We start from the raw sequence: 23,035 nt of genomic DNA, 5'->3' as shown, positions 1-23,035 counted from the left end.
TTGGCAACTCACGCCAATGCCCCTACGAATATTTGCATCACTTGTTGGATTGGCTTTCCAAAATGAAGATATTCAGGACTTAATTTTATATTCCCAGAGGTTAATCTAGGCGATAAGAAAATCCCCAGAAGAATTCGCAGGGAAAAATACAGCCGGTGAGACATGGAAAAATGCGGCCAATTCTTGGATATGGCGGGTTGTGAGTTGTCGCTTGCCATTCAACACCGCAGAAACAATCGATTCTGTTTTGAAAATTGGCACTAGATCTTTTTGCTTTAATTCATTTTCTTCTATCAAAACTTGCAGAAGTTCTACACCATGGATATCAGGAATAATATCCCCTTGCTGTTGTTCGTATTCGTAGATTAAGGTGCCAAGAACTTCCAAGTAATCTTCTTCGTCAGCGGTTAACGCCTCTGTATCGAGCAGATTATTAACCACTGCTTGAGTTGCCTCAAAGTCTTGGGCGGAGCGAATGGGTCGGGGGGGAAAAGATTGAATCAAGTTTAAGTATGTAACGCTCATAGCAATATTTTTATGGCAAGTAGGGTAATTTATTTTTGACAAAGATTAATCTGAAAAATTATGTGTTTAAAGAGGAAAGCAAGATGATTTTAGGATTTTTTCTAAGTTAGCTATTCCTTAATCTTTTAGGAAATTAGATTTATGATTTGAACCATGAATCCTTTTTCCAATTACCTTTGCTATAGTCTGCGTGGGTTAACACGGCTCTGATATAAACTCGGCCACTATTGCTTTCTTTGGTGGGAAAGACAATTTTGGTGATGAGCCTATAATTTTTTCCACCAATGTTAAATACAGTTAGTTGCCCAACTGGATCGGCATGGGGAAAGGTTTGACGAACATCATCTAAATGCTCCCAGTGGCTATGGCTGGTGATTTTGTACCAAATCGTTAAGCTCGCTTTGGCATTTGGATGCTTTTCCCAGAATTGCTTCAGGGCAGTTTTCGAGATGATGTGCATAGGCAACGTTGCTCAAGATGGGGTTGACAGCCATCATCTGCTTTCCTCGACTATGGGGTTAACCACGATTAAATCTTAGCGTTTTGCGAAGTTTTTGGCAATAGTTACTACACCATTTTCTGACGATAGGGGCATTAAAGCGGATGGTTAATGCGTACTTTGTCGATGAGGAGATCGTACATCAGTCATTTTTTCTGTAGTTTGAGTTTTCTGTCGATATTCAATAAGTTTGGCTCAGTTCATCAAATATCAATCAATCTCCGATGGCCATCGTTCATCTAGTTGACCCCCGTTCACCTGCAGAATTTGAGCCGATCGCCGCCAACGGTCATCAAAACGATTTAAGTGAGTAGTGGTGATTAGGGTTTGAAAACGGTCTTCAATGGCCATCAACAATTGCCCCTGGCGATCGAGGTCTAACTCGGCCAAGACATCGTCCAATAGCAACAGAGGCGGCTCCCCAATTACCGTTTCAATTAAACTTAATTCAGCCAATTTCAATGCCAGCACCAGGGTGCGTTGTTGTCCCTGGGAGCCATAGGTTCTGGCCGGGGTTTCATCAATGACAAACCCCACTTCGTCCCGATGGGGCCCCACCACCGTTGCCCCCAGATGCAATTCTGCCGATCGCCGTTGGGCCAATCTTGCCAAAAAGGCCTCGTGTACTACATCAGGATCATCCCCTTCCCAGATCACATTGGGCTGATAGGTCACAGTGAGGGTTTCATTGCCGCCGCTAATGCGTCCATGCCACTCTTGGGCCAGGGGAGCCAGCCGGGCCAAGCCCCTCGCCCGACGGCGAGCCATCCTAGTGCCCATTTCCACCAACTGTTGGTCCCAGAGTTCCAACGAAGCGCTTAATTCTTCCCCCAAAGCTAGACCCGTTTCCCACTGCTGTCGGAGGCTTTTCAGTAAAGCATTGCGCTGCTTAACAATGTGTTGATATTGGGCCAAGATATGGGCATAGAGGGGTTCTAGTTGGGTTAATAAAGTATCCAGCCACTGGCGACGACAGTCCGGTGCGCCCCTGACCAAATCTAAATCTAAACAGGAAAATTCCACTGCATTTAAACAACCCAAAAAATCTAACTGGCGGCGGCATTGGTTTTGATTAATGCGTAGATTGCGCCGGCCCGATCGCCGCAGGTCAATCTCCAACTCCGCCACACTGTATTGCCTTTCCAGTAAAGCTTTAATTTGTCCACTGGCCGCCCCATCTAAAACTAATTCCTGGTCCCGGCTAGTACGATGACTTTTTAGGGTTGCTAATAGTTCTACCGCTTCTAGTAAGTTAGATTTGCCCTGGGCATTATTGCCCACCAAAATGGTTTTTTGAGCAGAAAATTCCACCTCCTCTTCGAGGTAATTGCGAAAGGCCCGTAAATAAAGTTTCTTCAGATACATTTTCTTACTCAACGGGGCAAAAACTAGCAACCTTTTCCGGTCTAGGAAGCAAACTGTTGGGCATGGAAACGGGCGTAGCGGCCTTGGTGGGCCATTAACTCCTGATGACTACCCATTTCAACAATTTCCCCCCGTTCCAACACCACAATGCGGGTGGCCTTACGCACCGTGGCCAAGCGATGGGCAATGACAAACACGGTCCTTTGCTGGACAATGCGCTCCAAAGCTTCCTGCACCAACGCTTCCGACTCCGAATCCAACGCTGAAGTGGCCTCGTCTAAAATTAAAATGCTGGGATTGCGTAAAATTGCCCGGGCAATGGCAATGCGCTGACGTTGGCCCCCAGACAGGGTGACTCCCCGTTCCCCCACATAGGTGTAATATCCCTGGCTCAACTCCGTAATGAACTGGTGGGCATTGGCAATGCAAGCTGCTTCCTCAATGGCCTTTAGGTCTAAGTCCGTTTTGCCAAAGGCAATATTCTGGGCGATCGTGCCAGAAAAAAGGATATTTTCTTGGGGTACAATGGCGATTTGCTCCCGCAAACTTTTCAAAGTAATGCTATCAATGGCGTGGCCATCAATGCGTAAACAGCCGCCGGTGACGTCATGGAGCCGCATCAATAAGTTCACCAAGCTGCTCTTACCGGCCCCGGAAGCTCCCACCAAGGCGATCATTTCCCCCGGCTCGGCCTGTAAATTAATCCTACTCAAAACCGGTTTATTTTCTAGGTAAGCAAAATCGACGTTCTCATAATGCACCGCCCCCTGGAGGTGATCAATGGCCACGGCGGTGGGACTATCTTCCACCGAAGGTTGCAGGGCAAAAATTTCAAAAATGCGGTCAACGGAGGCTTCCCCCTGTTTGAACAAATTGTAATTGCTGGTGATGTGGCTAATGGGGTCAATGAGCATGGCCACCCCAGTGACGTAGCTAATAAATTCAATGCCGGTTAAATTGCCGAGGGAAATTTGCCAAGCCGCCAGGCAAAATAACACCACTACCCCCATGGCTTCCAAAAATCCCACCACCACAAACTGCAATGCCTTCATGCGTTCGGCCAAAAACTGCGATCGCCGATGTTGCTGAGCCTCTTCCCGGAACAAATCCAATTGGTAATCTTCGGCGGCAAAGGCTTTGACTAGACGGATGGCCCCCAAGGTTTCCGTCAACAGGGAGGACAAATTGGAAATGCGGGTTTGACTACGGCGGCTAAACTTCAACAACTGTTCCCCAAAAAAGCCAATTAACACTGCCATAAGGGGGGCAATGACCAACACCGCACAGGTGAGGGCCCAGTTGAGATAAAACATGTAACCGAACACCACCACCAATTGCAATGCCGAAGGAACAAAATCGTGAAATAACTTATTCACCACCTCACCAATGCGGTCAATGTCCTCGGTGAGTCGATAGGATAGGTCTCCCGTTTTTGCCTCCTCAAAATAGCTCAGGCTTAGCCGTTGCAGATGGGCGTAGGTTTTTTCCCGCAGGGTCAATGCCATATTGAGGGCAGCCTTGGCCATGAGGGTGTCCTGCCCGTACTGGGCCATACCTCGCACCAGAAAAATGACCGCTGCCACCCCTGCCATAATCAAAATGGAGCGCACATCCCCCTCGCCGATGTATTTGGCCATGCGCCCCACCAACCAGGCGAGGATAGGCCAAAAAACGGTGAATAGCAGAGTACAAAGAAAAGCCAGCCCAATGGTACGCCGATGGGGACGAATATAGGGGATTAATAGCCAGTAACGGGACTTGAGGGAAGATTTTTTCTGCAAAGGACTAAATTACATCGGGGAAATAACCCCGTTGATTCTACCAAAAATCTTCGCAGTACTCCGCCCATAACCGATAGGTTTGGGGAGTGGTGAAGCGAAGAAAAAACAGCTATTACAAAATGCAGTGTCATTTTGTAGGTTACAATAAAGCCATGTTAAATCTTGCATGGGAATTTAAGTTAGAGCCGACTGCAGAGCAGGTTTCGGAAATTGAGCATACGTTGGACGTGTGTCGCAATGTCTGGAATTTTGCCCTGCGGGAACGGAAAGACTGGCTAAATTCCAAGAAGTGCCCGGTTAATGCGTGTTCAATTAGGCATGAGTTTATCTTGCCAGTAGATGCACCATTTCCCGTCTATGCTCTACAGTGCAAGGCGTTAACTTCAGCCAAGGACAAGTTTCCTAGGCTCAAAACCGTTAATGCCCAGGTACTTCAACAAGTTCTTCGGAAGTTAGAGAATGCTTGGGAATCGTGGCGACTGAAGCGTTCAGGATTACCTCGGTTTAAAAAGCAAAGAAGAATGCGGTCATTCGTATTTCCACAAATGCTTAAAAACTGTATCACCCCTGACGGAATTAAGTTGCCTCAACTAGGGTTGGTGAAAGTTCGCTGGTCACGGGAAATACCTCAAATATTTGAAGTCAAACAAGCTAGAATTGTTCGTAAGGCATCGGGCTATTTTGTGGTGTTAAGCCTTCAAGCCGATGTGAGTGTTCCTGATACGATACCCCATGGACATCCAATGGGGATTGACGTAGGGCTTGAGTATTTTCTCTCCACTTCCGATGGCGAACAGGTCAAGCGGCCCCGCTTTTTTAGTGAGCTACACCGCAAGTTGAAGTTACTGCAACGTAGGCTCAAAACCAAGCAAAAAGGGTCGTCTAACTGGCTAAGGCTCCAGAAGAAAATTGCGAGAGTACACCAGCGTATTGCCGATACCAGAAAAGATTGGCACTTCAAACTAGCCCACCATCTTTGCAACAATGCAGGAATGATATTCGTGGAAGATTTAGACTTCCGTATCATGGCCAAGGGAATGCTAGGGAAACACACCCTTGATGCTGGATTAGGTCAATTCACCAACCAAATTCTTCCCTGGGTGTGCTGGAAACGGGATGTCTATTACGGCAAGGTCGATGCACGGGGAACCTCTCAGGAATGTCCTGATTGCGGGGCTGAGGTTCGCAAAGACCTCTCCACTAGAATCCATCACTGCCTTAATTGTGGGTCAATTAAACCCCGTGATATTGCGGCAGGACAAGTTATTTGTACCCGTGGGCAACGGGTAATTGAAAATGCCTGTGGAGTCGATGCGGCGGGGGCTGGGAACACCCAGTCTAGCTGGCTGGCTTTGAAGCAGGAAATTTTTGGGGCGACCCAAGGAATCTCCCTGCATACCCGTTAGGATTGCTGGGAGAGGATGTCAACAAAATGTTACTGGTCCAGGGGCCGCAAGCTGGGCAACTCTGTGGGTTTATGGTCCCGTCCCTGGGCCCCGAACCATCCCCTATCCTTTAGACACTGGGGGCAATGCACCGGAATAAATCAGTCCTTTTTGAGCATCAATGGTGACAATGGCTCCGTCCCGAATCTTTTGGGTAGCTCCCTTAAAGCCCACAATCACTGGCACCCCCAGCCGCAAACCAATGATGGCTGCATGGCTGGTTAGGCTTTCTTCTTCGGTGATAATGCCCGCTGCCCGCCGCATCATCTCCACACAATCAGCGTTGGTAGAAGGTACTACTAAAATTTCTCCCTGGGTAAACTGGGCGATCGCCTGGGGATGCGCCGCTACCCTAGCCCGACCACTGACGGCCCCCTGGCCAATGCCTACGCCCCGACCGAGAATGGCCTTGACCACTTCCACTTTAATTAAATCGGTGGAGCCAGCCACCCCCTGCAATGTCCCAGCAGTCATCACCACCAGGTCCCCATCCCGGAGAAAATGGTTTTCCTGGGCCACGTTAATGGCGGCTTGGAACGTTTGACTGGTGGAAGGTAAATCTAACACTAGGAGAGGCTTAACTCCCCACACCAATTGCAACTGACGGGACACGTCCACATGGGGAGTAACGGCCAGAATGGGGGTTTTGGGGCGGAATTTGGACACATGGCGGGCAGTGGAGCCGGTTTTAGTCAAAGACATAATGGCCGCGGCGTTGAGGGTTTCCGCAATCTGGCTGACTGCACTGGAAATGGCATTGGGGATGGAAGTGCGGCTAGCTTCCGCCTGGGAGGGGTTGATATCTTCTTGCTCAATGCGCTCCGCAATTTTGGCCATAATAGCCACCGCTTCCACAGGAAATTTCCCGATCGCCGTTTCGTTGGAAAGCATCACCGCATCGGTACCATCGAGGATGGCATTGGCCACATCGGATACCTCAGCCCTGGTGGGTCGGGGACTGTTAACCATACTGTCCAGCATTTGGGTGGCGGTAATAACGGGAATGCCCAAACGGTTAGCGGTGGCAATGAGCTTTTTCTGCAAAATCGGCACATCCTCCGCCGGCAGTTCTACCCCCAGGTCCCCCCGGGCCACCATTACCCCATCACATTTTTCCAGCACCGCCTGCATATCCTTGATGGCTTCGTGCTTTTCAATTTTGGCGATCACCGGCACTGATTTTCCCGCCGCCGCAATTAAACCTTTAATTTCATCAATGTCCTGGGGATTGCGCACAAAGCTCAGGGCCACCCAGTCCACCCCTTGGTCAAGGCCAAACATCAAATCTTCCTTATCCTTGTCCGTCATCGCCTTAACGGAAAGACAAACCCCAGGGAAGTTAACCCCCTTATTGCTGGAAAGGGTCCCCCCAACAATTACCCGACAGTGCAGATCCCGATTGACCCGGTCAATTTCCTCCACTAGCATTTCCAGTTTGCCGTCGTCGAGCAAAATCCTTGCGCCAGAGGGAACTTCATCCGCTAAATGCTCATAGCTGATGGAACTAATAATTTCAGTACACTCCACCGGGCGACTGGTAAGAATGTAGGGGTCACCATTTTTCAGTTGTACAGAGCCCGCATCATTCAAAAATTTGCCCACCCGAATTTTGGGCCCCTGTAAATCCTGCAAGATGCCCACCGGTTGGTTCAATTCAAAAGCAATTTGACGAATCAAACGGATACTTTGTTGATGGTAGCTATGGTCCCCATGGGAAAAATTGAGGCGGAAAGTGGTGGCACCGGCTTGGATTAATTGTCTCAGCACTTCCTTGCTTTGGGTCGCGGGGCCGATGGTAGCGACAATTTTGGTACGACGGGGAAGGGGAGACGTTTGCATAATGGGCTGAAATTAGGGGCAGTTAAATATAATAGTTAAGGCCGTGGAATTTTAGGCGGCGCCAGGGAAATATTCTCATTATCCGCCACGATCGCCGTTTCAGTTGCACCAGATTAGGGGGCGAACGATGGTAGGCTGGGCGGTGGGAAATTTTTTCTCCAAGGTTTTATAGGATTTTGTATGGATGGTTCCGGTTCTGCTTCGTTGGCTCTACTAAAGGATTACAGTCGCTTGGAAATCCGCATTCCCCAGAATGATCAAGAACGGGATGACCTACGCCGGGCCATTCTCTGGGTTTGTAGCCAGAGCGAAACGGAAAATTTTGGTATTTGTGCCGACGACCAAAGTAGTGCCGAAGCAGCCCTGGGACAATATCTCCAGGCCCTGGACTACGACCCGGCGATCGCCATGGAAGAACAAACTATCCAGGGGCCAGTATATTTGAAGTGCCAGAGCCAATCCCTGCGGTTTTATGTGGCCAGTTACGAAGGTAGTTACCGGGGGGTGTTGATTTCCTGCCAAACGGAGGATGAAGCCCTGGCGGGCACCTATGGTTATTTCCCGTTGGATTTGTTCGCTGATTGAATGGAAGTTGAAAGACTTGGTTCAGCGCACTTTAATCTGAACTAATCAAATAAACGAAAGTAAGGATAGCGCTTGGGAATGCCCTTTTCCTTTTCCAGGTCAAAGTTAATTACCCGCCAACAATCATCCGCTGTACCTGGGGAGCTAAATTCCACCGGCAGACCGTAAAGACGGGGTAGGGGACTATCCCGGTCTTCGGGGTTACGCCAGCTACCTTGCCGTTGCAGATAAACGCTGACCAAATCGTAGTAACGGTGGGCAATGATTACCTTGGTGGCCCGGTAACCTTCCGTGTAGAGACGGTCCAAGGCTTCATGAATTTCAAAGCGGATACCGTCGGGATGAGTATGTTGCCGGTACCATTCTCCCTGCCAAAAGCGCCAGTGCCTTCCAGATTGCAAATGGACTAGATCCTCCGTATCGGGATTAACTTCAAAGGCTCCATGGCGATTGCAGAGGTAGGTGTCCGTTAAGGTCAAGGCTGGAATGGTTTGCCGACAGTGGGGACATTGGATTTCTGGACCAAAAAGGGGGTATTGTAAACCGAGATTTTGCATGGAAAACCGTTGGAATGGGCGGTTAAAGCAGAGGCCCCCACATTATAACCAAGGGATCTTTTCCTGGGTTTCTGGCCTAAACTTAGGCCGACAATCATTCTTCCTTCCCCCTGGCGATCGCCTATGCTAGATGCCCTCGACCTTTCCCTCAAACTGGATAAAGAAAGTTACAAAGAACAACTAGAGGATTTGATGCGGCAGTTACGGAGTCTGCAGCAATCCTGTTGGGAAGAAAAAATTCCAGTGATCATCGTCCTAGAGGGTTGGGCCGCCGCCGGTAAGGGCACATTGCTGAAGAAAATTGTTAACTACATGGACCCCAGGGGGTTTTCCGTTAATCCTATCTTTGCGGCCAATGAACAGGAAAGAATGTACCCTTTTCTTTGGCGTTTTTGGCAAAAGCTTCCCCCCAAGGGCAGTTTGGGCTTTTTCTACCATAGTTGGTACACCAATTGTCTAGAAGAGCGGTTATTTAGTCGTATTCCCGCGGTCCACGTGCCCCTAGTGATGCGGGATATTAACGCCTTTGAGCGCCAGTTGGTGGAGGACGGAGCGGCGATCGCCAAATTTTGGGTACATATTAGTCAAAAAGAACTGAAAAAACGCCTAAAAAAATACGAGGCCGACGAGCTAGAAATGTGGCGGGTGCGGCCGGAGGATTGGCAACAGGAGAAGCGCTACCAGGAATACTCCGCCCTCGTGGAAGAAATGCTCACCTACACCAGCACTGGCTACGGCCCCTGGACTCTGGTGGAGGGAGACTGTGAACGGTGGTCCAGGGTAAAAGTACTGTCCCAACTGGTGGCAGTGATTGTCCAAGCCCTAGACCAAAAACGGGCCAGGGCCAACGTCAAAATTGAACTAAGCCCGCCCCAAAAGGAATTGCTCCCCACCGAGCCCAATTTCCTCGCTAAAGTGGATTTGAGCGCGCAACTAAGCAAGGATGACTATCGGCAACGGTTGCGGGATAGCCAGATTGAATTACGTAAATTACAGGCTAAGATTTACCAGGAAAAAGTGCCAGTGATTGCTCTGTTTGAAGGCTGGGATGCCGCTGGCAAGGGGGGAGCCATCAAACGTTTAACGGACACCTTGGACCCCCGCAGTTACCAGGTCAACACTTTTGCCGCCCCCACCGAGGAAGAAGCCCAATTCCATTACCTTTGGCGTTTTTGGCGTCGCATTCCCCCCGGCGGAAAAATTGGTATTTTTGACCGCAGTTGGTACGGCCGGGTGATGGTGGAACGGGTGGAAGGGTTTGCCCGGGAAAAAGAATGGTTACGGGCCTACCGGGAAATCAATGAGTTTGAGGCGGAGTTGACGGCGGAAGGCTATGTGGTGGTGAAATTTTTCCTCCATATCAGCCCCGAAGAACAGTTAGCCCGCTTTGAAGAACGACAAAACAATCCCTTCAAGCAATACAAACTCACGGATGAGGACTGGCGCAACCGGGAAAAATGGCCCCTCTATGATGTTGCCGTTAACCAGATGATTGCCCGCACCAACACCCCTGCCGCTCCCTGGACAGTGGTGCCCGCCAACGATAAATATTTCGCTCGGGTGCAAGTAATTCAAACGGTGGTGGAAGCGGTGAAAATGGAGCTTAAACGCCGGGGCAAGGATTGATAACCCCCCTGGCACCTTTGCCCACCATGATAAAATGCCCTTTAATTTCGATCCAGACCCCTAACCCCATATTGCCGTGGTTCTAGCATCTTCCCGTCCCCCGTCCCCCTCCCATTCCCCGGCCGATCGCCACGGGACTCTGCAGGCTTGGTTAACAGGTCTGAGTCAGCGCATTATTGACGGCGATTGCCTGACCAGGGAAGAAGCATTACAGTTGGCGGCGATCGAGGGGGAAGACGCTATTCTCCTGCTCTGTGAAGCGGCCAATCGCATTCGAGAAGCCTGCTGTGGCAATGTGGTGGACCTTTGCAGCATCATCAACGTTAAATCTGGTAACTGCTCCGAAAACTGCGGCTTTTGCTCCCAATCTAGTCACCATCCCGACCCCAACTCCCCTATTTATGGCCTCAAGACCGAGGCGGAAATCCTGGCACAGGCCAGGGCGGCGGCGGCGGCGGGGGCCAAACGTTTTTGCTTAGTTAGCCAGGGTCGGGGCCCCAAATACCATAGCCCCAAGGATCGGGAATTTGAACAAATCCTGGCCACGGTGCGGCAAATTATCCAGGAAACCAACATTAAGCCCTGTTGCGCGTTGGGGGAAGTGACCCCGGAGCAGGCCCAGCAATTAAAAGAGGCTGGGGTAACCCGCTATAACCATAACTTGGAAGCATCCGCCACCTATTACGACAAAATTGTTACCACCCACACTTGGCAAGACCGGGTAGATACGGTGAAAAATCTTAAAGCGGCGGGCATCCAAGCTTGCACCGGCGGCATTTTGGGCATGGGGGAAAGTTGGGAAGACCGCATTGACCTCGCGTTAGCCCTGCGGGATCTGGAAGTGGAATCGGTGCCCCTCAATCTGCTCAATCCCCGCCCTGGCACTCCTTTGGGGGAACAGCAAAAGTTGAATCCCTACGACGCCCTCAAGGCGATCTCCATTTTCCGGTTTATTTTGCCCCAACAAATTATTCGTTATGCTGGCGGCCGGGAGGCGGTGATGGGGGAATTACAAGATTTGGGTCTAAAGGCAGGCATTAACGCTATGCTAGTGGGCCATTATTTAACTACCCTGGGCCAGCCCCCCGAACAAGATCAACAATTATTGGCATCCCTTGGCCTCGAAGGGGGAGAGGCCCCTGTCCCCGGTGAATACCAATCCTGAATCTGACCTCGACCTTGTGACGGAGGAGATTGAACTCCCCAAGCCTTCCCTGCTGGCAGAAGTCCTGTTGGCGATCGCCGGACTGCTGTTGACTGTTTTTTGTACCTTTGTGCAGGTATTTGCCACCAATCCCCCTTGGCAATGGTGGGAGGATGGTATTTATTCCAATCCCCTGGGCACAACCTACCAGGTGGGGGCCGTATTACTCACCGCCTGTTTGGGCGGGGCTAGGGCCGGGGCGATCGCCCAGTTGGGTTATATTATGCTGGGCCTAGCTTGGCTACCAATTTTTGCCCATGGCGGCGGCTGGGACTACTGGCAACAGCCTACCTTTGGCTACTTATTAGGTTTCATTCCGGGAGCTTGGGTCTGTGGTTGGTTGGCTTACCGTTCCCAAACCAAAATTGAAACCCTGGCCCTCAGTTGCCTGGCCGGTTTGGGGGTCATCCACGGTGCGGGTATAGTTTATCTAGGGATGATGGCTTTGCTGAAACTGGGTAATCCCCCCATTTTGTCCCTGCCAGACCTACCCCAGGCCCTATTGACTTTTTCCCTCATGGCTCTGCCCGGCCAGATTATTCTGGTCTGTCTGACTGCTGTGCTGGCCTACTTTTTGCGGAGAATCTTGTTTTATTGATGGCCCGGTCTTTTTCCCTCGCTAAAAACCCCCTCTTCTGGCAAGTGGCGATCGCCGGCATTATTTTGGATCAGATCAGTAAACTTTGGGTGAGCCAGGCCATGGACCCCGTCGGTACAACCTGGCCGCTGTGGTCTGGGATTTTTCATTTCACCTATGTGCTAAATACCGGGGCGGCATTCAGTGCTTTTCGCGGCGGTGCTGGCTGGTTAAAATGGCTTTCCCTCGGAGTAAGCGTCGGCTTAATTATCTTTGCTGGCAAAGTTCCCCTCCGCAAGTTAGAACAGTTGGGCTACGGTTGCATTCTGGCAGGGGCAGTGGGCAATGGCATTGACCGTTTTTTATTTGGTCATGTAATCGATTTTCTCGATTTTCGCCTGATTAATTTCCCCATTTTTAACCTGGCCGATGTTTCCATTAACATTGGCATTGCCGCCCTACTCTGGGCCAGTTTTTTCCCCGTTTCTTCCCGTAAGGTTGATTAAAACCTAAGGCTATTTAGTGGATCGATGTAGACCGATAAATTCATCGCTCTGAATTTTTTAAACATCTTCTAAACCAGCAACGGTAATAACTTGTGAGCTTGCTTGGTTAACTACCCGGCTCAACCGCGATTGCCAGTTTGACTCGGCTGTCCCCGTGTACGCCAATAGTAATTTTTAAATTCCTCAGCCGGGATAGGGCTCGAATAATAATACCCTTGGGCCATCGAAATCCCTGCAGATTGGAGAGCCACAACCTGTATTTCGGTTTCGAGCCCCTCGGCGACGACCTCTAATTGGGTCGATTGTAGCAAGGCTGAAAGCCCCCCAAGCCACCCCGGACAGGGGCAATCGGAAGTGATCTGGGCAACGAGGGACCGGTCGATCTTAATAATATCCAAGGGACAACGGGACAAGATAGCCAGATTTGCACCACCTAGCATCACGTCATCAAGGGCAATTCGGACACCAGACTGAGTAGCAGCTTCGAGGGCAGCAAGGCCTAACCGATCCGGTAATCCCCTTTCTGTTACTTCAAGGATGAGCTGTCGCCGGAGGAGCGCCAACCCAGTCTTGTCTGCGGCATACTCCAGTCCGCCCCGCCCCAGAATTTCCGGCGGTACATTGAAACTGAGATGGGCCTCTTCGTGGACCCGGAGCCACTCGCCTAACTCGGCTGCCATGGTTTCAATTACCCAATAGGTCAGCAACCCCGATACGGGAGTGTCCTCGATCAGGGGAATGAACTGGTCCGGCATCACCGTTCCGGATGGCCTTCTCCACCGAATCAAAGCCTCCGCACCGACACAGTGGCCCTCGACAAGTCTGACAACAGGTAAATACTCTAGGAAAAACTCGCCCTGATCTAAACCAGCGCGAATTGCATCAATGGTGATCATCCAGCTCCGTGAGTTGATAGCCCAAATATCCCTTTTTCATCAGAGTGGGGGAATTTTGGAAAAAGAGGGGAGAAGGCACGGAGTGTTGAGAAGGTAAGGGAACATCAAAGGATGGCGACTGTTTAAACACCTACGATACAGCAAATTCTGAATCAGGTTGATATATAAAAAACAGTAATAACACTTATTTCCTTCAGAGTTTTGCTGTGCCACTAAGATTTCGTAACCGCTGTAAATCCGATGAGGCTATATTTCCGGAAGTGGGGACAGATGAGACTTCCAAATATAGCTGTTATAAGAATGTTAAGTGGCATAAAAGAAAACGTCTGCCTGTAATGACATCATTAGCAGGGCCATAAAATGACATTGTTTGAACAGCTAAAACTTAAAGCTAGTTCTTAAAGCGGCTACCCAGAGGGGATCTCGGCCATTGGCGGGATTAATGCCAATCCAAAAGGCCGGGGTGAGGGAAATATTATCGTTGAATTGGTAGAGGTAAAAGGTTTCCACAAACCAAGGAGCATCGGTGGTGGCGGGGGTAATATCAGGCACATTATTGTTATTACTGATAAAGGAAGCATAGGGGGGTTGTCCTACTGATACGACGCCCACATTGCCCTCCTTACCCAAATCGGGAAAAGCTAAGCTAACTTTCCAGTTCCAAATGTCTGCCGTATCCCCTTGGCGATCGCCACTTTTGGCCGTTGCATCGCTATACATGCCCCAACCTTCCAGGCTAAACCAATCGGCCAACTGCCAGGTCCAAATAACGGCGTAATGGTTAGTGCTACTGGCGGCGTCATCAAAAGGGTTATCAGTGTTGGCCAAACCGGTGAAGCCCAAAGCAGAAAAGCTGTCGTATTGCCCCTGGGGGATGTAGTTATGGAGATAGGAAAAAGCCACTCCAGTGTTGGCGGCGGGGACATAATTCAACTGGGCCCCCACCCCAAATTGACCGTTAAATAGTCCTTCACTTTGATTGGGGGAAAAGCCCTTACCGGCGGAATAAAAGCCTCCCAAACTGAGGTCATCGGTGAAGCTGTAGGAAAAACCCGCCCCGGGACCAGAATTGTCGTTGGGTAAATAAATAGGGGCGATCGCCCCGAAGAAAGACACCGCCCCATCGGTGAAGGAATTGGTGTAGGGAGCGAGGGGGTCCATGATGTCGTCCATGGTGATGCGATTACCCGCTAGCCAAATGCGAGCCCGATCGCCAACGGGGAAATTGTACTGAACTTTATTAACATTTAAATTGCCCTGTTCTTCGGTGGCGGCAAAGTTAAAATCAGTTAAATTACTACCGCCCCGGGCCAAGAAAAAATTGCCCGATTGTAAGCGCACCAACAGATTGTCTTCCCCAGAAAAGCTAGTATTAAAATTAATTCTTTGACGAAAGTTAACGGTAACTTCGCCATTTTGTACCGGTTGATCCGGCGGACCATCGGCCTGTTCACTGCCTCCAACTCCAGACAAAACCCAAATGGAATCCCCCGTTAACTTAGTGGTGACAGAAAACTGGTGATCCTCTAGGTAAGCAATGCGAGTTTCTAAGTTATCAATGCGGGCACCGTAGGCATTCAATTCCTGTTGAAATTGTTGGGCTAAAAGTTTGAGTTTATCAATATCCTCCCGTAAAACTGCCACATTTTCTTGTATTAAACGCTCCATTACGTTCATGCAAGCATTTAAGCCAGCGGCAAATTCCCAGCGACTCAACGCCCGATCGCCCCGGAAAGTACGGTCGGGATAGCCCACAATACAGCCATAGCGATCCACGAGGCTTTGTAGAGCTTCATAGGCCCAGGCAGTGGGTTGCACATCCCGCAATTGATCAACACTGGTCACTTGCCCCATGGTAGTTTGCAAACTACTAACGGACGTTTGGGCATTATTATCGACGGTAAAAGTTCGTCCCAAGCGTCGCCGCTGGGGAAAATTATTCTGTGCAGATAAATTGTCTAAATTATCCAAGGACTGGGCGAAAATGGGCTCCGTATTTCTTCCCCCCACAATGACCGTGGCTAATACAGTGATCCCCAGGGAAGATAGGCAAGCAAACTGTTTGGTGAAGTTCATTTTTTAATTGATTTAGTTAATGAAAAAGTCAGACACTAGATGCAAATAAAAAATAGATGGTGGGGAGATTGGTCAGCTACAGGAAATTAACAAAGGGGTTAATGAAACTGACTTGATAGGTGGAGAAGATTATCGGCTACCTGCATAGAACAAGCATTACAGCCGCAGCAGAAACCAAGCTAAGCCGTCACTGCCTTTGCATTTTTCTTCGCCCGACCAACGGGGTCCATGTAATTTTCTAGCCATTTGAAGACGAAGGAAGAAATGGTAGTGAGGAGTAAATAAACTAAAGCAACGGCAATATAAACTTCGAAAGCCCGATAGGTGGTGGCCACAATCAATTGCCCTTCCCGGAAGAGCTCCTGGAAGCCAATCACAGCGGTTAAACTGGTGTCCTTAATCAGGGTGATAAACTCGTTGCCCAGGGGCGGCAAAATGCGGCGGAAAGCCTGGGGGAAAATTACCTCTTTCATGGTCTGCCAAGGGGACATACCCAGGGATTCACAGGCTTCCCACTGACCCCGGTCAATGGATTGAATGCCCCCCCGGATAATTTCTGCTAAATAGGCGGCCACGTTCAGACTGAGGGCAATGATGGCCGCGGGAAAACGGTCAATGGTGATGCCCAAGCCAATTTCCTTGAATAGGGCTGGTAAACCGAAATAAATGATAAACAGTTGCACCAGCATGGGAGTGCCCCGGAAAAACTCCACATAGATGCGAAAGAGCAGTTGCAGGGGTTTAATGTCGGAAATTAAGGCGATCGCCACCCCGGTGCCACCGATTAAGCCAAAGAACACTGAGAAAGCCGTGAGCAAAACGGTGAGAATGGAACCCTTAAAGAGATTGCGGAACAGGGTGATGAGAAAATTGTCGTTGGGGCTAGCTTGACTGCGTTCGGTCAGGGTCTGGGCCGTACCCACTTTACCCACCAGAGAGGGAGCCACTAGGGGTAGAAAAGGCGGATTCTTTTCGCCAAACCATTTTTCATAGATGGCGTTATAGGTGCCATTTTCAATGATTTGGAATAAACCCTGGTTGAGCGCTTCCCTGGTTTGATTAATTTCCCCCGCGGGTGCTAGGGGCATGGCAATGCCGTAATAATCTTCACTGCCCACATTGGCCCCAATTTTGACGTTCTTGAGACCCGCATCTTTGATGGCGTAGAGTAACACTGGTCGGTCGTTGATCACCGCATCGGCGTTACCGTTCACTAATTCCTGCAAGGCGGAAGTGATGGAATCAAAATTGGTCACATTGGCCCCAGGTACTTTGGTGGCCACCATGGCCCCGGTGGTCCCGATCGCCACGGCTAATCTTTTCCCTTCCAGATCCTTCAGACTTTTGATGGTGTCGTTGCCATCCTGCACGGCGATCGACAGCACTGACTTGAAATAGGGGCTAGAAAAAGCTACCGACTGGGCCCGCTCTGGGGTAATGGTAATGGCACTGATGGCCGCCCCCACTGTGTTGGATTGCAGGGCGGGAATAATACCGTCAAAGGGATAACCTTGGATGTCGATGGTGACCTGGGCAGCCTCTCCGATCGCCTTAATCAAATCAACGTCAAAACCGGTTAATTGCCCCGTGGCTTCGTCGGTCATTTCAAAGGGAGGAAAGGTTGGTTCCGTGGCCACAATGATGGTTTTGCGGGAAACCTGGGAAAAGGCCGGGGTAAACTGCATGGCGATCGCCAAAAATATCCCCAGGGCCAGCAATAGGTAATAACGCCAAGCCCTCCCCCAATGATTAAATTTCACCATGCCCTACATTCCTCATACCGTGGGTCTAGCCTCCGCGGACTTTCGTTTAAATTTTTAACGACTAAGGGAGACAGTTAACAAACTTCCCCAGTATTTCGGGAAAAGCCAGGGGGAATAGCATCGTAGAATACTTTTTATTCCCCATCTAAATCTAAGGTCAAACTGGATCTACTTCCCGTGTCCTGCGAGAACAATCATGATTTATGCCCGATCTCCGGGTTTTGGAAGTATTCCCGAATTTAGAGTTTCAACTTCATTCCCACGATGAAATCGCCTCAGATTCGGGTTGTTACTACTTAGATAAGTAGCCAAATCCTAGAGGCGATCGCCGTTCAGGCAGGGAATCGGTATTTTTTTGACGAAAGATAGCCATATTCCTATCAATAGATAAGTTGATGGGAATATAGGTTATTGATTATGGCTTCAGATGAAATTTACCCCAAAAGTTGGCTGTAGGGCCTGTGCCTGGGGAGAGTCAACTGCAAAAACGTCCGATGAAATCCAGTTCCAGTTACTATCGGTGTTCCAAAGACCAACTTCGCCAGTACCAACATTTTGCCAAAGGACTTGATTAATACCGTCAACGGTTTCCGCCGCTAACCCCTGCCAATCACCAAAACTTCCGGTAACAAAGGCCTCACCCAAATACTTAATGGGGTGGGTAAGATCATCGGCTGTTTGGACATGATAATAGTCAAATATTCCTTGTACGAAAACAGTGGTACAACCTTGATTTTCAACAATAGAATAGCTATCACCTAAAAGGTCGTCATTATTGATGTCAGTCTGGAACGTAACCTCTGCTTCAAGGGTTTTAAGGGACTCAGTGGGCCAGACGTCCGATGAAACCCAGTTCCAGTTACTATCGGTGTCCCAAAGACCAATTTCGCCAGTATCACCATTTTGCCAAAGCACTTGATTAATACCGTTAACGGTTTCTGCCTCGATAGCTTGCCAATTACCAAAAGTTCCACTGACAAATGGTTCATTGTCGTATAAAAGATTGATTTCATCGCCGTTGGCCAACTGAACGAAAAATAAATCATTCCTGGCTACAATACCGACATCATTATCGGGTACGTTTGGAAAATCATCATTGATGATAGTACCGATGACGGAGCCAGTGCTGTCGATGGTATAGCCAGTGCCACTATTCAAGGTCAAGACCACTGTGTTGTCCGTTTCGACGATAGTATCGGCGGTGGGATCAATGGTGAGGATGGTGGTGTTTGACCCAGCAGCAAAGGTAATGGTTTTCCCCGTTCCTGGGGTGGCACCGGTGTAGTCGGCTGAGTTAGCGGTGCCGCAAATGCTGTAGTTAACAGTCAGGGCACTGGTGGGCGTTCCGTTGCGGGTGAAGGTGTAAACCAAGTTGGCGGCACCATCTTCAGTGACGCTGTCGGGACTAACCGCGAGGCTAATACTGGGAGCTGTTGTGTCAGGAACAGCATTAACCGTGACGGTGTCATTATCTTGAACAGGAACAGTTAAAGTATTTCCTGCCACATCCTCAATCACAGCACCGCTCGGAATAAGAAGAGCAATAGTACCCGTGGAGGTGGGGGTGACTTGAACGGTAAACACTCCCGCTGAAGTTTCCGTAATTGTCCCAATCTCAATAATCGCTGTGCCGGCATTGTTAAAGTCGGTACCACTAACTGTGCTGGCATTGATGTCTTCACTGAAGGTAACCGTGTAGGTCAGGGTGTCACCAACGGTGACTAAATTATCTGCATCTCCATCGTTAATATTTATAACTATCGGAGCTGTTGTGTCAGGGACAGCATTAACCGTGACGATGTCATTATCTTGGACAGGAACAGTTAATGCATTTCCTGCTAAATCCTCAATTACAGCACCTACTGGAATACGGAGAGCAATAGTACCCGTGGAGGTGGGGGTGACTTGAACGGTAAACACTCCCGCTGAAGTTTCCGTAATTGTCCCAATCTCAATAATTGCCGTGCCGGCATTGTTAAAGTCGGTACCACTAACTGTGCTGGCATTGATGTCTTTATTGAAGGTAACCGTGTAGGTCAGGGTGTCACCAACGGTAACCACATTATCTGCGTCACCATCATTGATGCTTACAACTATCGGAGCTGTTGTGTCAGGGACAGCATTAACCGTGACGGTGTCATTATCTTGGACAGGAACAGTTAAAGCATTTCCTGCTAAATCCTCAATTACAGCACCGCTTGGAATACGAAGAGCAATAGTACCCGTGGAGGTGGGGGTGACTTGAACGGTAAACACTCCCGCTGAAGTTTCCGTAATTGTCCCAATCTCAATAATTGCCGTGCCGGCATTGTTAAAGTCGGTACCACTAACTGTGCTGGCATTGATGTCTTTATTGAAGGTAACCGTGTAGGTCAGGGTGTCACCAACGGTAACCACATTATCTGCGTCACCATCATTGATGCTTACAACTATCGGAGCTGTTGTGTCAGGGACAGCATTAACCGTGACGGTGTCATTATCTTGGACAGGAACAATTAAAGCATTTCCTGCCACATCCTCAATTACAGCACCGCTTGGAATACGGAGAGCAATAGTACCTGTGGTGCTAGGAGTTACTTGAACGGTAAATACTCCCGCTGAAGTTTCCGTAATTGTCCCAATGCCAATAGTTGCTGTGCCGGCATTGTTAAAGTCAGAGGCGCTGACTGTGGCGGCATTGATGTCTTCACTAAAAGTGACCGTGTAGGTCAGGGTGTCACCAACAGTAACTACATTATCTGCATCTCCATCGTTAATATTTATAACTATCGGAGCTGTTGTGTCAGGGACAGCATTAACCGTGACGGTGTCATTATCTTGGACAGGAACAATTAAAGCATTTCCTGCCACATCCTCAATTACAGCACCGCTTGGAATACGGAGAGCAATAGTACCTGTGGTGCTAGGAGTTACTTGAACGGTAAATACTCCCGCTGAAGTTTCCGTAATTGTCCCAATGCCAATAATCGCTGTGCCGGCATTGTTAAAGTCAGAGGCGCTGACTGTGCTGGCATTTATGTCTTCACTGAAGGTAACCGTGTAGGTCAGGGTGTCACCAACGGTAACTACATTATCTGCGTCACCATCATTGATGCTTACAACTATCGGAGCTGTTGTGTCGATTACCAAGTTTTTGTTACTACCCAGGGAATTGGTAGTTCCTGGAGCCGACAAAGTCAGGACGGCATCGTTGTTTGAAGAGTCTCGAATTGTCCCACTATTAAGCGATAAGGCTAAGGCATTAATATAGTCGAGATCTGTACTCGTATCTCCTGTCTGCACTATGTAGCTAAATTCTAATGTATTTGTTCCTGAACCAGTAAGGTAGTCGATGGTTCGATCTGTGGTTCCAGTTTCAAGGGTTAGTTGAGGAGTTCCTGTGACATTAACCACTTCGCTAAAAGCAACTTGAATGCTAATTACGTCTCCGGCGTTGTAGATTCCATTGGGAGTCAAAGAAGTTACATCTGTAACACTGGGGGCAGTTGTTTCAATTAGATTGACAGCTGTAAAAGGGCCATCAGCAAATTGGAAATTTTCAACATTGGTAATGGTGTCAGTTCCGTCTGGAGAACCACCCCTTTCATCGACAATCGTATATGTACTGCCGCTTAATGTAATGGTGTAATCGCTCCGATCGCCAGAATATTTTAGGGTATCAGCCTGATCGCCACCATCAATGGTGTCATTGCCGCCTCCCCCGGTGATGGTGTCACTGCCAGCACCACCGTTGAGGGAGTTGTTGCCGGTATTTCCCAAGATGACATTATCAAGCCCATTGCCTGTGCCGTTAATGTCACCTTTTCCCGTTAAGGTTAGATTCTCAACATTAGCGCTCGTTCCCAGATCAAAGCTGACAGAAGATATAATCGTGTCTGTCCCTTCTCCTGAATTCTCAGTAATCGTGTCAGTTGTACTATCCACCACATAAATGTCGTTGCCGGTGCCGCCGACAAGGGTATTAATTCCACCTCCTCCATTCAGGGTATCGTTACCAAGACCTCCGATTAAAAGGTCATTTCCTGCACCTCCAGTCATATTGTCATTTCCTTCGCCCCCATCCACTGCGTAGCCCCCCGAAGCCGTTTCCACAATGGTAATGAGATCGTCGCCTGCTCCAGTATTAATGGTATTGCCAGGGCTAGTAGTTGAGGCTTTGATGATGTCGGCCCCTGACCCCGTGTTAATAATTTGCATACCAGCAGCAGAGGTTGCATTCACAACAACGGCATTTGTACTTGTACTGGTAATAGTCTGTGCGCCTCCAACTGATGTTGCATCGACAAATGTAAGGTTGGTACCATTGCCACTGTTGTCACCAATTACCTGTGCTCCTGCTCCCGTCGTGTTTGCAAAGACTGTATTAAGACCGACACCTTTAATATTCAAGGCACCCGCATCGGATTTTGCATTGACAGTGGTTGCCCCTGACCCCGTTAAAATCGTTTGAGCACCTGCGATGGAGGTGGTGTTAAAGGTTGCTTCTCCCGTAAATGAAGCTGTAGTGAGATTAATCGCTCCTGCCCCAGTCGTTGTCGTTGTTAGTTCTACGCCCAGGGGCGCAAACGCAGCCTCAAAATCCACCCCTGTCGTAATCGTTTGGGCGCCATCGCCCGTCGTATTGATGACGACTTTTTCAATATTCTTCAGATTAGACCAGAGAGCATCGGGCGGTGTAATTGCAACATCTAACAGATGGTCAATATGCAAGGTATCAATACCTAAACCACCATCGAGAGTATCACCAGAATTAAACGTATCTGTAACCGCAGCATCATAGATTCCATTAAAAATGTCGTCATTAATGTCACCCGTGAAATTGTCGTTGGTAATCTTTAGATTGAAAGTAGCCATGGTTTTTTTAAATTAATTTAGATGTGCTGTTTCGGCAATCTAAGTCAAGCCATATCAATAACTAGTTTTACCAATATGCATTTCAAGCTTGATCAACAGATGCTTTGTTTCTAGTTTGACCAACAGGTGGTTTATTTCTAGTTTGATTTAGATGAATTGTTTGAAAAGAATTTATTATGATTACGAGATTACGCAAAAAATTGGGGTCAAGGTAAAGTTCGGAAAGACTAAACACCCGGCCCAGTAACAAATTCAAAATAACCACTGCATAAATTTTCCCCAAAAAATTAACCCCCACAGAACCCGGAGGTTCCCTGGAGGCATTTTTCAGATTTAAATTTCTTAGATTTTAATCAGTTCAGCAACTAGTTAGCCGGTACGGGCTGTTGTCGTAGGGCTTGAAAATAATTATCCCAAAATTGTTTTTGGGCATCGATCATCATCGTGGCGGATTTCTCCTGGGCTTCCAGGTAGCTTTTGACCATTTCCTCTTGTAATTTCAAACTGGTTTCAAAGGTATCGGTCAATTTAATTTCAGCGGTGCCTTTGGGCAAGCTTTCCATCCAAGTACTAAAAAACTTTTTCTGCCAGTCCAGCAACTGGGTTTGGTATTCTTCAAAAAACTGGGTGTTCATAGGGCTAAAACCGCTAATATCCCTAAACAGGCAAAGGTCTAAGGGGAAGCAGGGCGGTGCAGACCACTTCCAATGGATATCGGTATCGCACGTCTCCATTATAATGACTGGTCTCAGTTCACCCAGGGGAAAGTCCAGGGGAATATCACCAAAGTCTGACATCCTTTACCCCCCTCCTTTTCTCCAGTCAACCCTAGAAGCTGAGATTAAAACCAGGGCCGGAGATCGCCATCGGCTGCCCTAGACAATTTCTTCACTGCGATGATTTCAGATTGGTACCTGGGGGCAAGTTAGTTTTTCTC

The 23,035-nt window shown here is 48.8% G+C and carries 17 protein-coding genes; 6 read left to right on the top strand and 11 right to left on the bottom strand.

The window, feature by feature from the left end:
• Positions 1-105 precede the first annotated feature (105 nt).
• From H6G45_RS13045 to H6G45_RS13030, 4 genes are all read right to left on the bottom strand, one after another.
• Positions 106-525, bottom strand: coding sequence for a transcriptional regulator (locus tag H6G45_RS13045; RefSeq protein WP_190598849.1), 420 nt, complete (start codon positions 523-525; stop codon positions 106-108).
• 139 nt (positions 526-664) lie between these two features.
• Positions 665-985, bottom strand: coding sequence for a type II toxin-antitoxin system HigB family toxin (locus H6G45_RS13040; RefSeq protein WP_190598892.1), 321 nt, complete (start codon positions 983-985; stop codon positions 665-667).
• A gap of 249 nt (positions 986-1,234) precedes the next feature.
• The gene (gene recF, locus H6G45_RS13035; protein ID WP_190598848.1) at positions 1,235-2,389 is read right to left on the bottom strand and encodes a DNA replication/repair protein RecF; all 1,155 of its coding nucleotides are present in this window, start codon (positions 2,387-2,389) and stop codon (positions 1,235-1,237) included.
• Between the two features lie 41 nt (positions 2,390-2,430).
• Positions 2,431-4,092 (bottom strand): ABC transporter ATP-binding protein, encoded by a 1,662-nt coding sequence (locus H6G45_RS13030; protein ID WP_242018170.1) that lies wholly within the window; start codon positions 4,090-4,092, stop codon positions 2,431-2,433.
• A 164-nt stretch (positions 4,093-4,256) separates the two neighbouring features.
• Between H6G45_RS13030 and H6G45_RS13025 the strand changes: the two genes are divergently transcribed.
• On the top strand, positions 4,257-5,576 hold the full coding sequence (locus H6G45_RS13025) for a transposase (RefSeq protein ID WP_347338267.1): 1,320 nt from the start codon (positions 4,257-4,259) through the stop codon (positions 5,574-5,576).
• Positions 5,577-5,678: 102 nt separating this feature from the next.
• On the opposite strand, the gene pyk is transcribed toward H6G45_RS13025, so the two are convergent.
• Positions 5,679-7,454: a pyruvate kinase gene (pyk, locus tag H6G45_RS13020; RefSeq protein WP_190598846.1), complete on the bottom strand. Its 1,776-nt coding sequence runs from the start codon at positions 7,452-7,454 to the stop codon at positions 5,679-5,681.
• 180 nt (positions 7,455-7,634) lie between these two features.
• Between pyk and H6G45_RS13015 the strand changes: the two genes are divergently transcribed.
• Positions 7,635-8,039 carry a DUF1824 family protein gene (locus H6G45_RS13015; protein WP_190598845.1) on the top strand — a complete coding sequence of 135 codons (405 nt, stop codon included), beginning with the start codon at positions 7,635-7,637 and terminating at the stop codon, positions 8,037-8,039.
• Positions 8,040-8,080: 41 nt separating this feature from the next.
• On the opposite strand, the gene H6G45_RS13010 is transcribed toward H6G45_RS13015, so the two are convergent.
• Entirely contained in the window at positions 8,081-8,596 is a 516-nt protein-coding gene (locus tag H6G45_RS13010; RefSeq protein ID WP_190598844.1) for a TIGR02652 family protein, read from the bottom strand.
• A 123-nt stretch (positions 8,597-8,719) separates the two neighbouring features.
• Between H6G45_RS13010 and pap the strand changes: the two genes are divergently transcribed.
• From pap to lspA, 4 genes are all read left to right on the top strand, one after another.
• Positions 8,720-10,222 (top strand): polyphosphate:AMP phosphotransferase, encoded by a 1,503-nt coding sequence (pap, locus tag H6G45_RS13005; protein WP_190598843.1) that lies wholly within the window; start codon positions 8,720-8,722, stop codon positions 10,220-10,222.
• A gap of 76 nt (positions 10,223-10,298) precedes the next feature.
• Positions 10,299-11,387, top strand: a complete 1,089-nt coding sequence (bioB, locus tag H6G45_RS13000) for a biotin synthase BioB (protein ID WP_190598842.1) — start codon at positions 10,299-10,301, stop codon at positions 11,385-11,387.
• Positions 11,371-12,024, top strand: coding sequence for a biotin transporter BioY (locus H6G45_RS12995; protein ID WP_190598841.1), 654 nt, complete (start codon positions 11,371-11,373; stop codon positions 12,022-12,024). Before bioB ends, H6G45_RS12995 begins: the two co-directional genes overlap by 17 nt.
• Positions 12,024-12,509 (top strand): signal peptidase II, encoded by a 486-nt coding sequence (lspA, locus tag H6G45_RS12990; protein WP_190598840.1) that lies wholly within the window; start codon positions 12,024-12,026, stop codon positions 12,507-12,509. Before H6G45_RS12995 ends, lspA begins: the two co-directional genes overlap by 1 nt.
• Positions 12,510-12,628: 119 nt before the next feature.
• Here the strand turns inward: lspA and H6G45_RS12985 are convergent, their stop codons facing one another.
• From H6G45_RS12985 to phaP, 5 genes are all read right to left on the bottom strand, one after another.
• Positions 12,629-13,405, bottom strand: coding sequence for an EAL domain-containing protein (locus H6G45_RS12985; protein WP_190598839.1), 777 nt, complete (start codon positions 13,403-13,405; stop codon positions 12,629-12,631).
• Between the two features lie 378 nt (positions 13,406-13,783).
• Positions 13,784-15,481, bottom strand: coding sequence for an iron uptake porin (locus H6G45_RS12980; protein WP_190598838.1), 1,698 nt, complete (start codon positions 15,479-15,481; stop codon positions 13,784-13,786).
• 179 nt (positions 15,482-15,660) lie between these two features.
• Positions 15,661-17,244 carry an ABC transporter permease subunit gene (locus tag H6G45_RS12975; RefSeq protein ID WP_190598837.1) on the bottom strand — a complete coding sequence of 528 codons (1,584 nt, stop codon included), beginning with the start codon at positions 17,242-17,244 and terminating at the stop codon, positions 15,661-15,663.
• Positions 17,245-17,667: 423 nt separating this feature from the next.
• The gene (locus H6G45_RS12970) at positions 17,668-22,098 is read right to left on the bottom strand and encodes a hypothetical protein (protein WP_190598836.1); all 4,431 of its coding nucleotides are present in this window, start codon (positions 22,096-22,098) and stop codon (positions 17,668-17,670) included.
• 365 nt (positions 22,099-22,463) lie between these two features.
• The gene (phaP, locus tag H6G45_RS12965) at positions 22,464-22,733 is read right to left on the bottom strand and encodes a phasin PhaP (protein ID WP_190598835.1); all 270 of its coding nucleotides are present in this window, start codon (positions 22,731-22,733) and stop codon (positions 22,464-22,466) included.
• Between the last annotated feature and the right edge of the window lie 302 nt (positions 22,734-23,035).

The organism is Synechocystis sp. FACHB-383 (assembly GCF_014698605.1).
GTDB classification, from domain to species: Bacteria; Cyanobacteriota; Cyanobacteriia; order Cyanobacteriales; family Microcystaceae; genus Synechocystis; species Synechocystis salina.
The sequence above is the reverse complement of the archived record's forward strand: the minus strand, read 5'-3'. Positions and strand labels throughout refer to the sequence as shown.

Coding starts and splice junctions, on each gene's coding strand:
- recF (WP_190598848.1), bottom strand. CDS start 2,389: ATGTATCTGAAGAAACTTTATTTACGGGCCTTTCGCAATTACCTCGAA.
- H6G45_RS13045 (WP_190598849.1), bottom strand. CDS start 525: ATGAGCGTTACATACTTAAACTTGATTCAATCTTTTCCCCCCCGACCC.
- pap (WP_190598843.1), top strand. CDS start 8,720: ATGCTAGATGCCCTCGACCTTTCCCTCAAACTGGATAAAGAAAGTTAC.
- lspA (WP_190598840.1), top strand. CDS start 12,024: ATGGCCCGGTCTTTTTCCCTCGCTAAAAACCCCCTCTTCTGGCAAGTG.
- H6G45_RS13010 (WP_190598844.1), bottom strand. CDS start 8,596: ATGCAAAATCTCGGTTTACAATACCCCCTTTTTGGTCCAGAAATCCAA.
- pyk (WP_190598846.1), bottom strand. CDS start 7,454: ATGCAAACGTCTCCCCTTCCCCGTCGTACCAAAATTGTCGCTACCATC.
- H6G45_RS12985 (WP_190598839.1), bottom strand. CDS start 13,405: ATGATCACCATTGATGCAATTCGCGCTGGTTTAGATCAGGGCGAGTTT.
- H6G45_RS12970 (WP_190598836.1), bottom strand. CDS start 22,098: ATGGCTACTTTCAATCTAAAGATTACCAACGACAATTTCACGGGTGAC.
- phaP (WP_190598835.1), bottom strand. CDS start 22,733: ATGAACACCCAGTTTTTTGAAGAATACCAAACCCAGTTGCTGGACTGG.
- H6G45_RS13015 (WP_190598845.1), top strand. CDS start 7,635: ATGGATGGTTCCGGTTCTGCTTCGTTGGCTCTACTAAAGGATTACAGT.
- H6G45_RS13040 (WP_190598892.1), bottom strand. CDS start 985: ATGCACATCATCTCGAAAACTGCCCTGAAGCAATTCTGGGAAAAGCAT.
- H6G45_RS12980 (WP_190598838.1), bottom strand. CDS start 15,481: ATGAACTTCACCAAACAGTTTGCTTGCCTATCTTCCCTGGGGATCACT.
- H6G45_RS12975 (WP_190598837.1), bottom strand. CDS start 17,244: ATGGTGAAATTTAATCATTGGGGGAGGGCTTGGCGTTATTACCTATTG.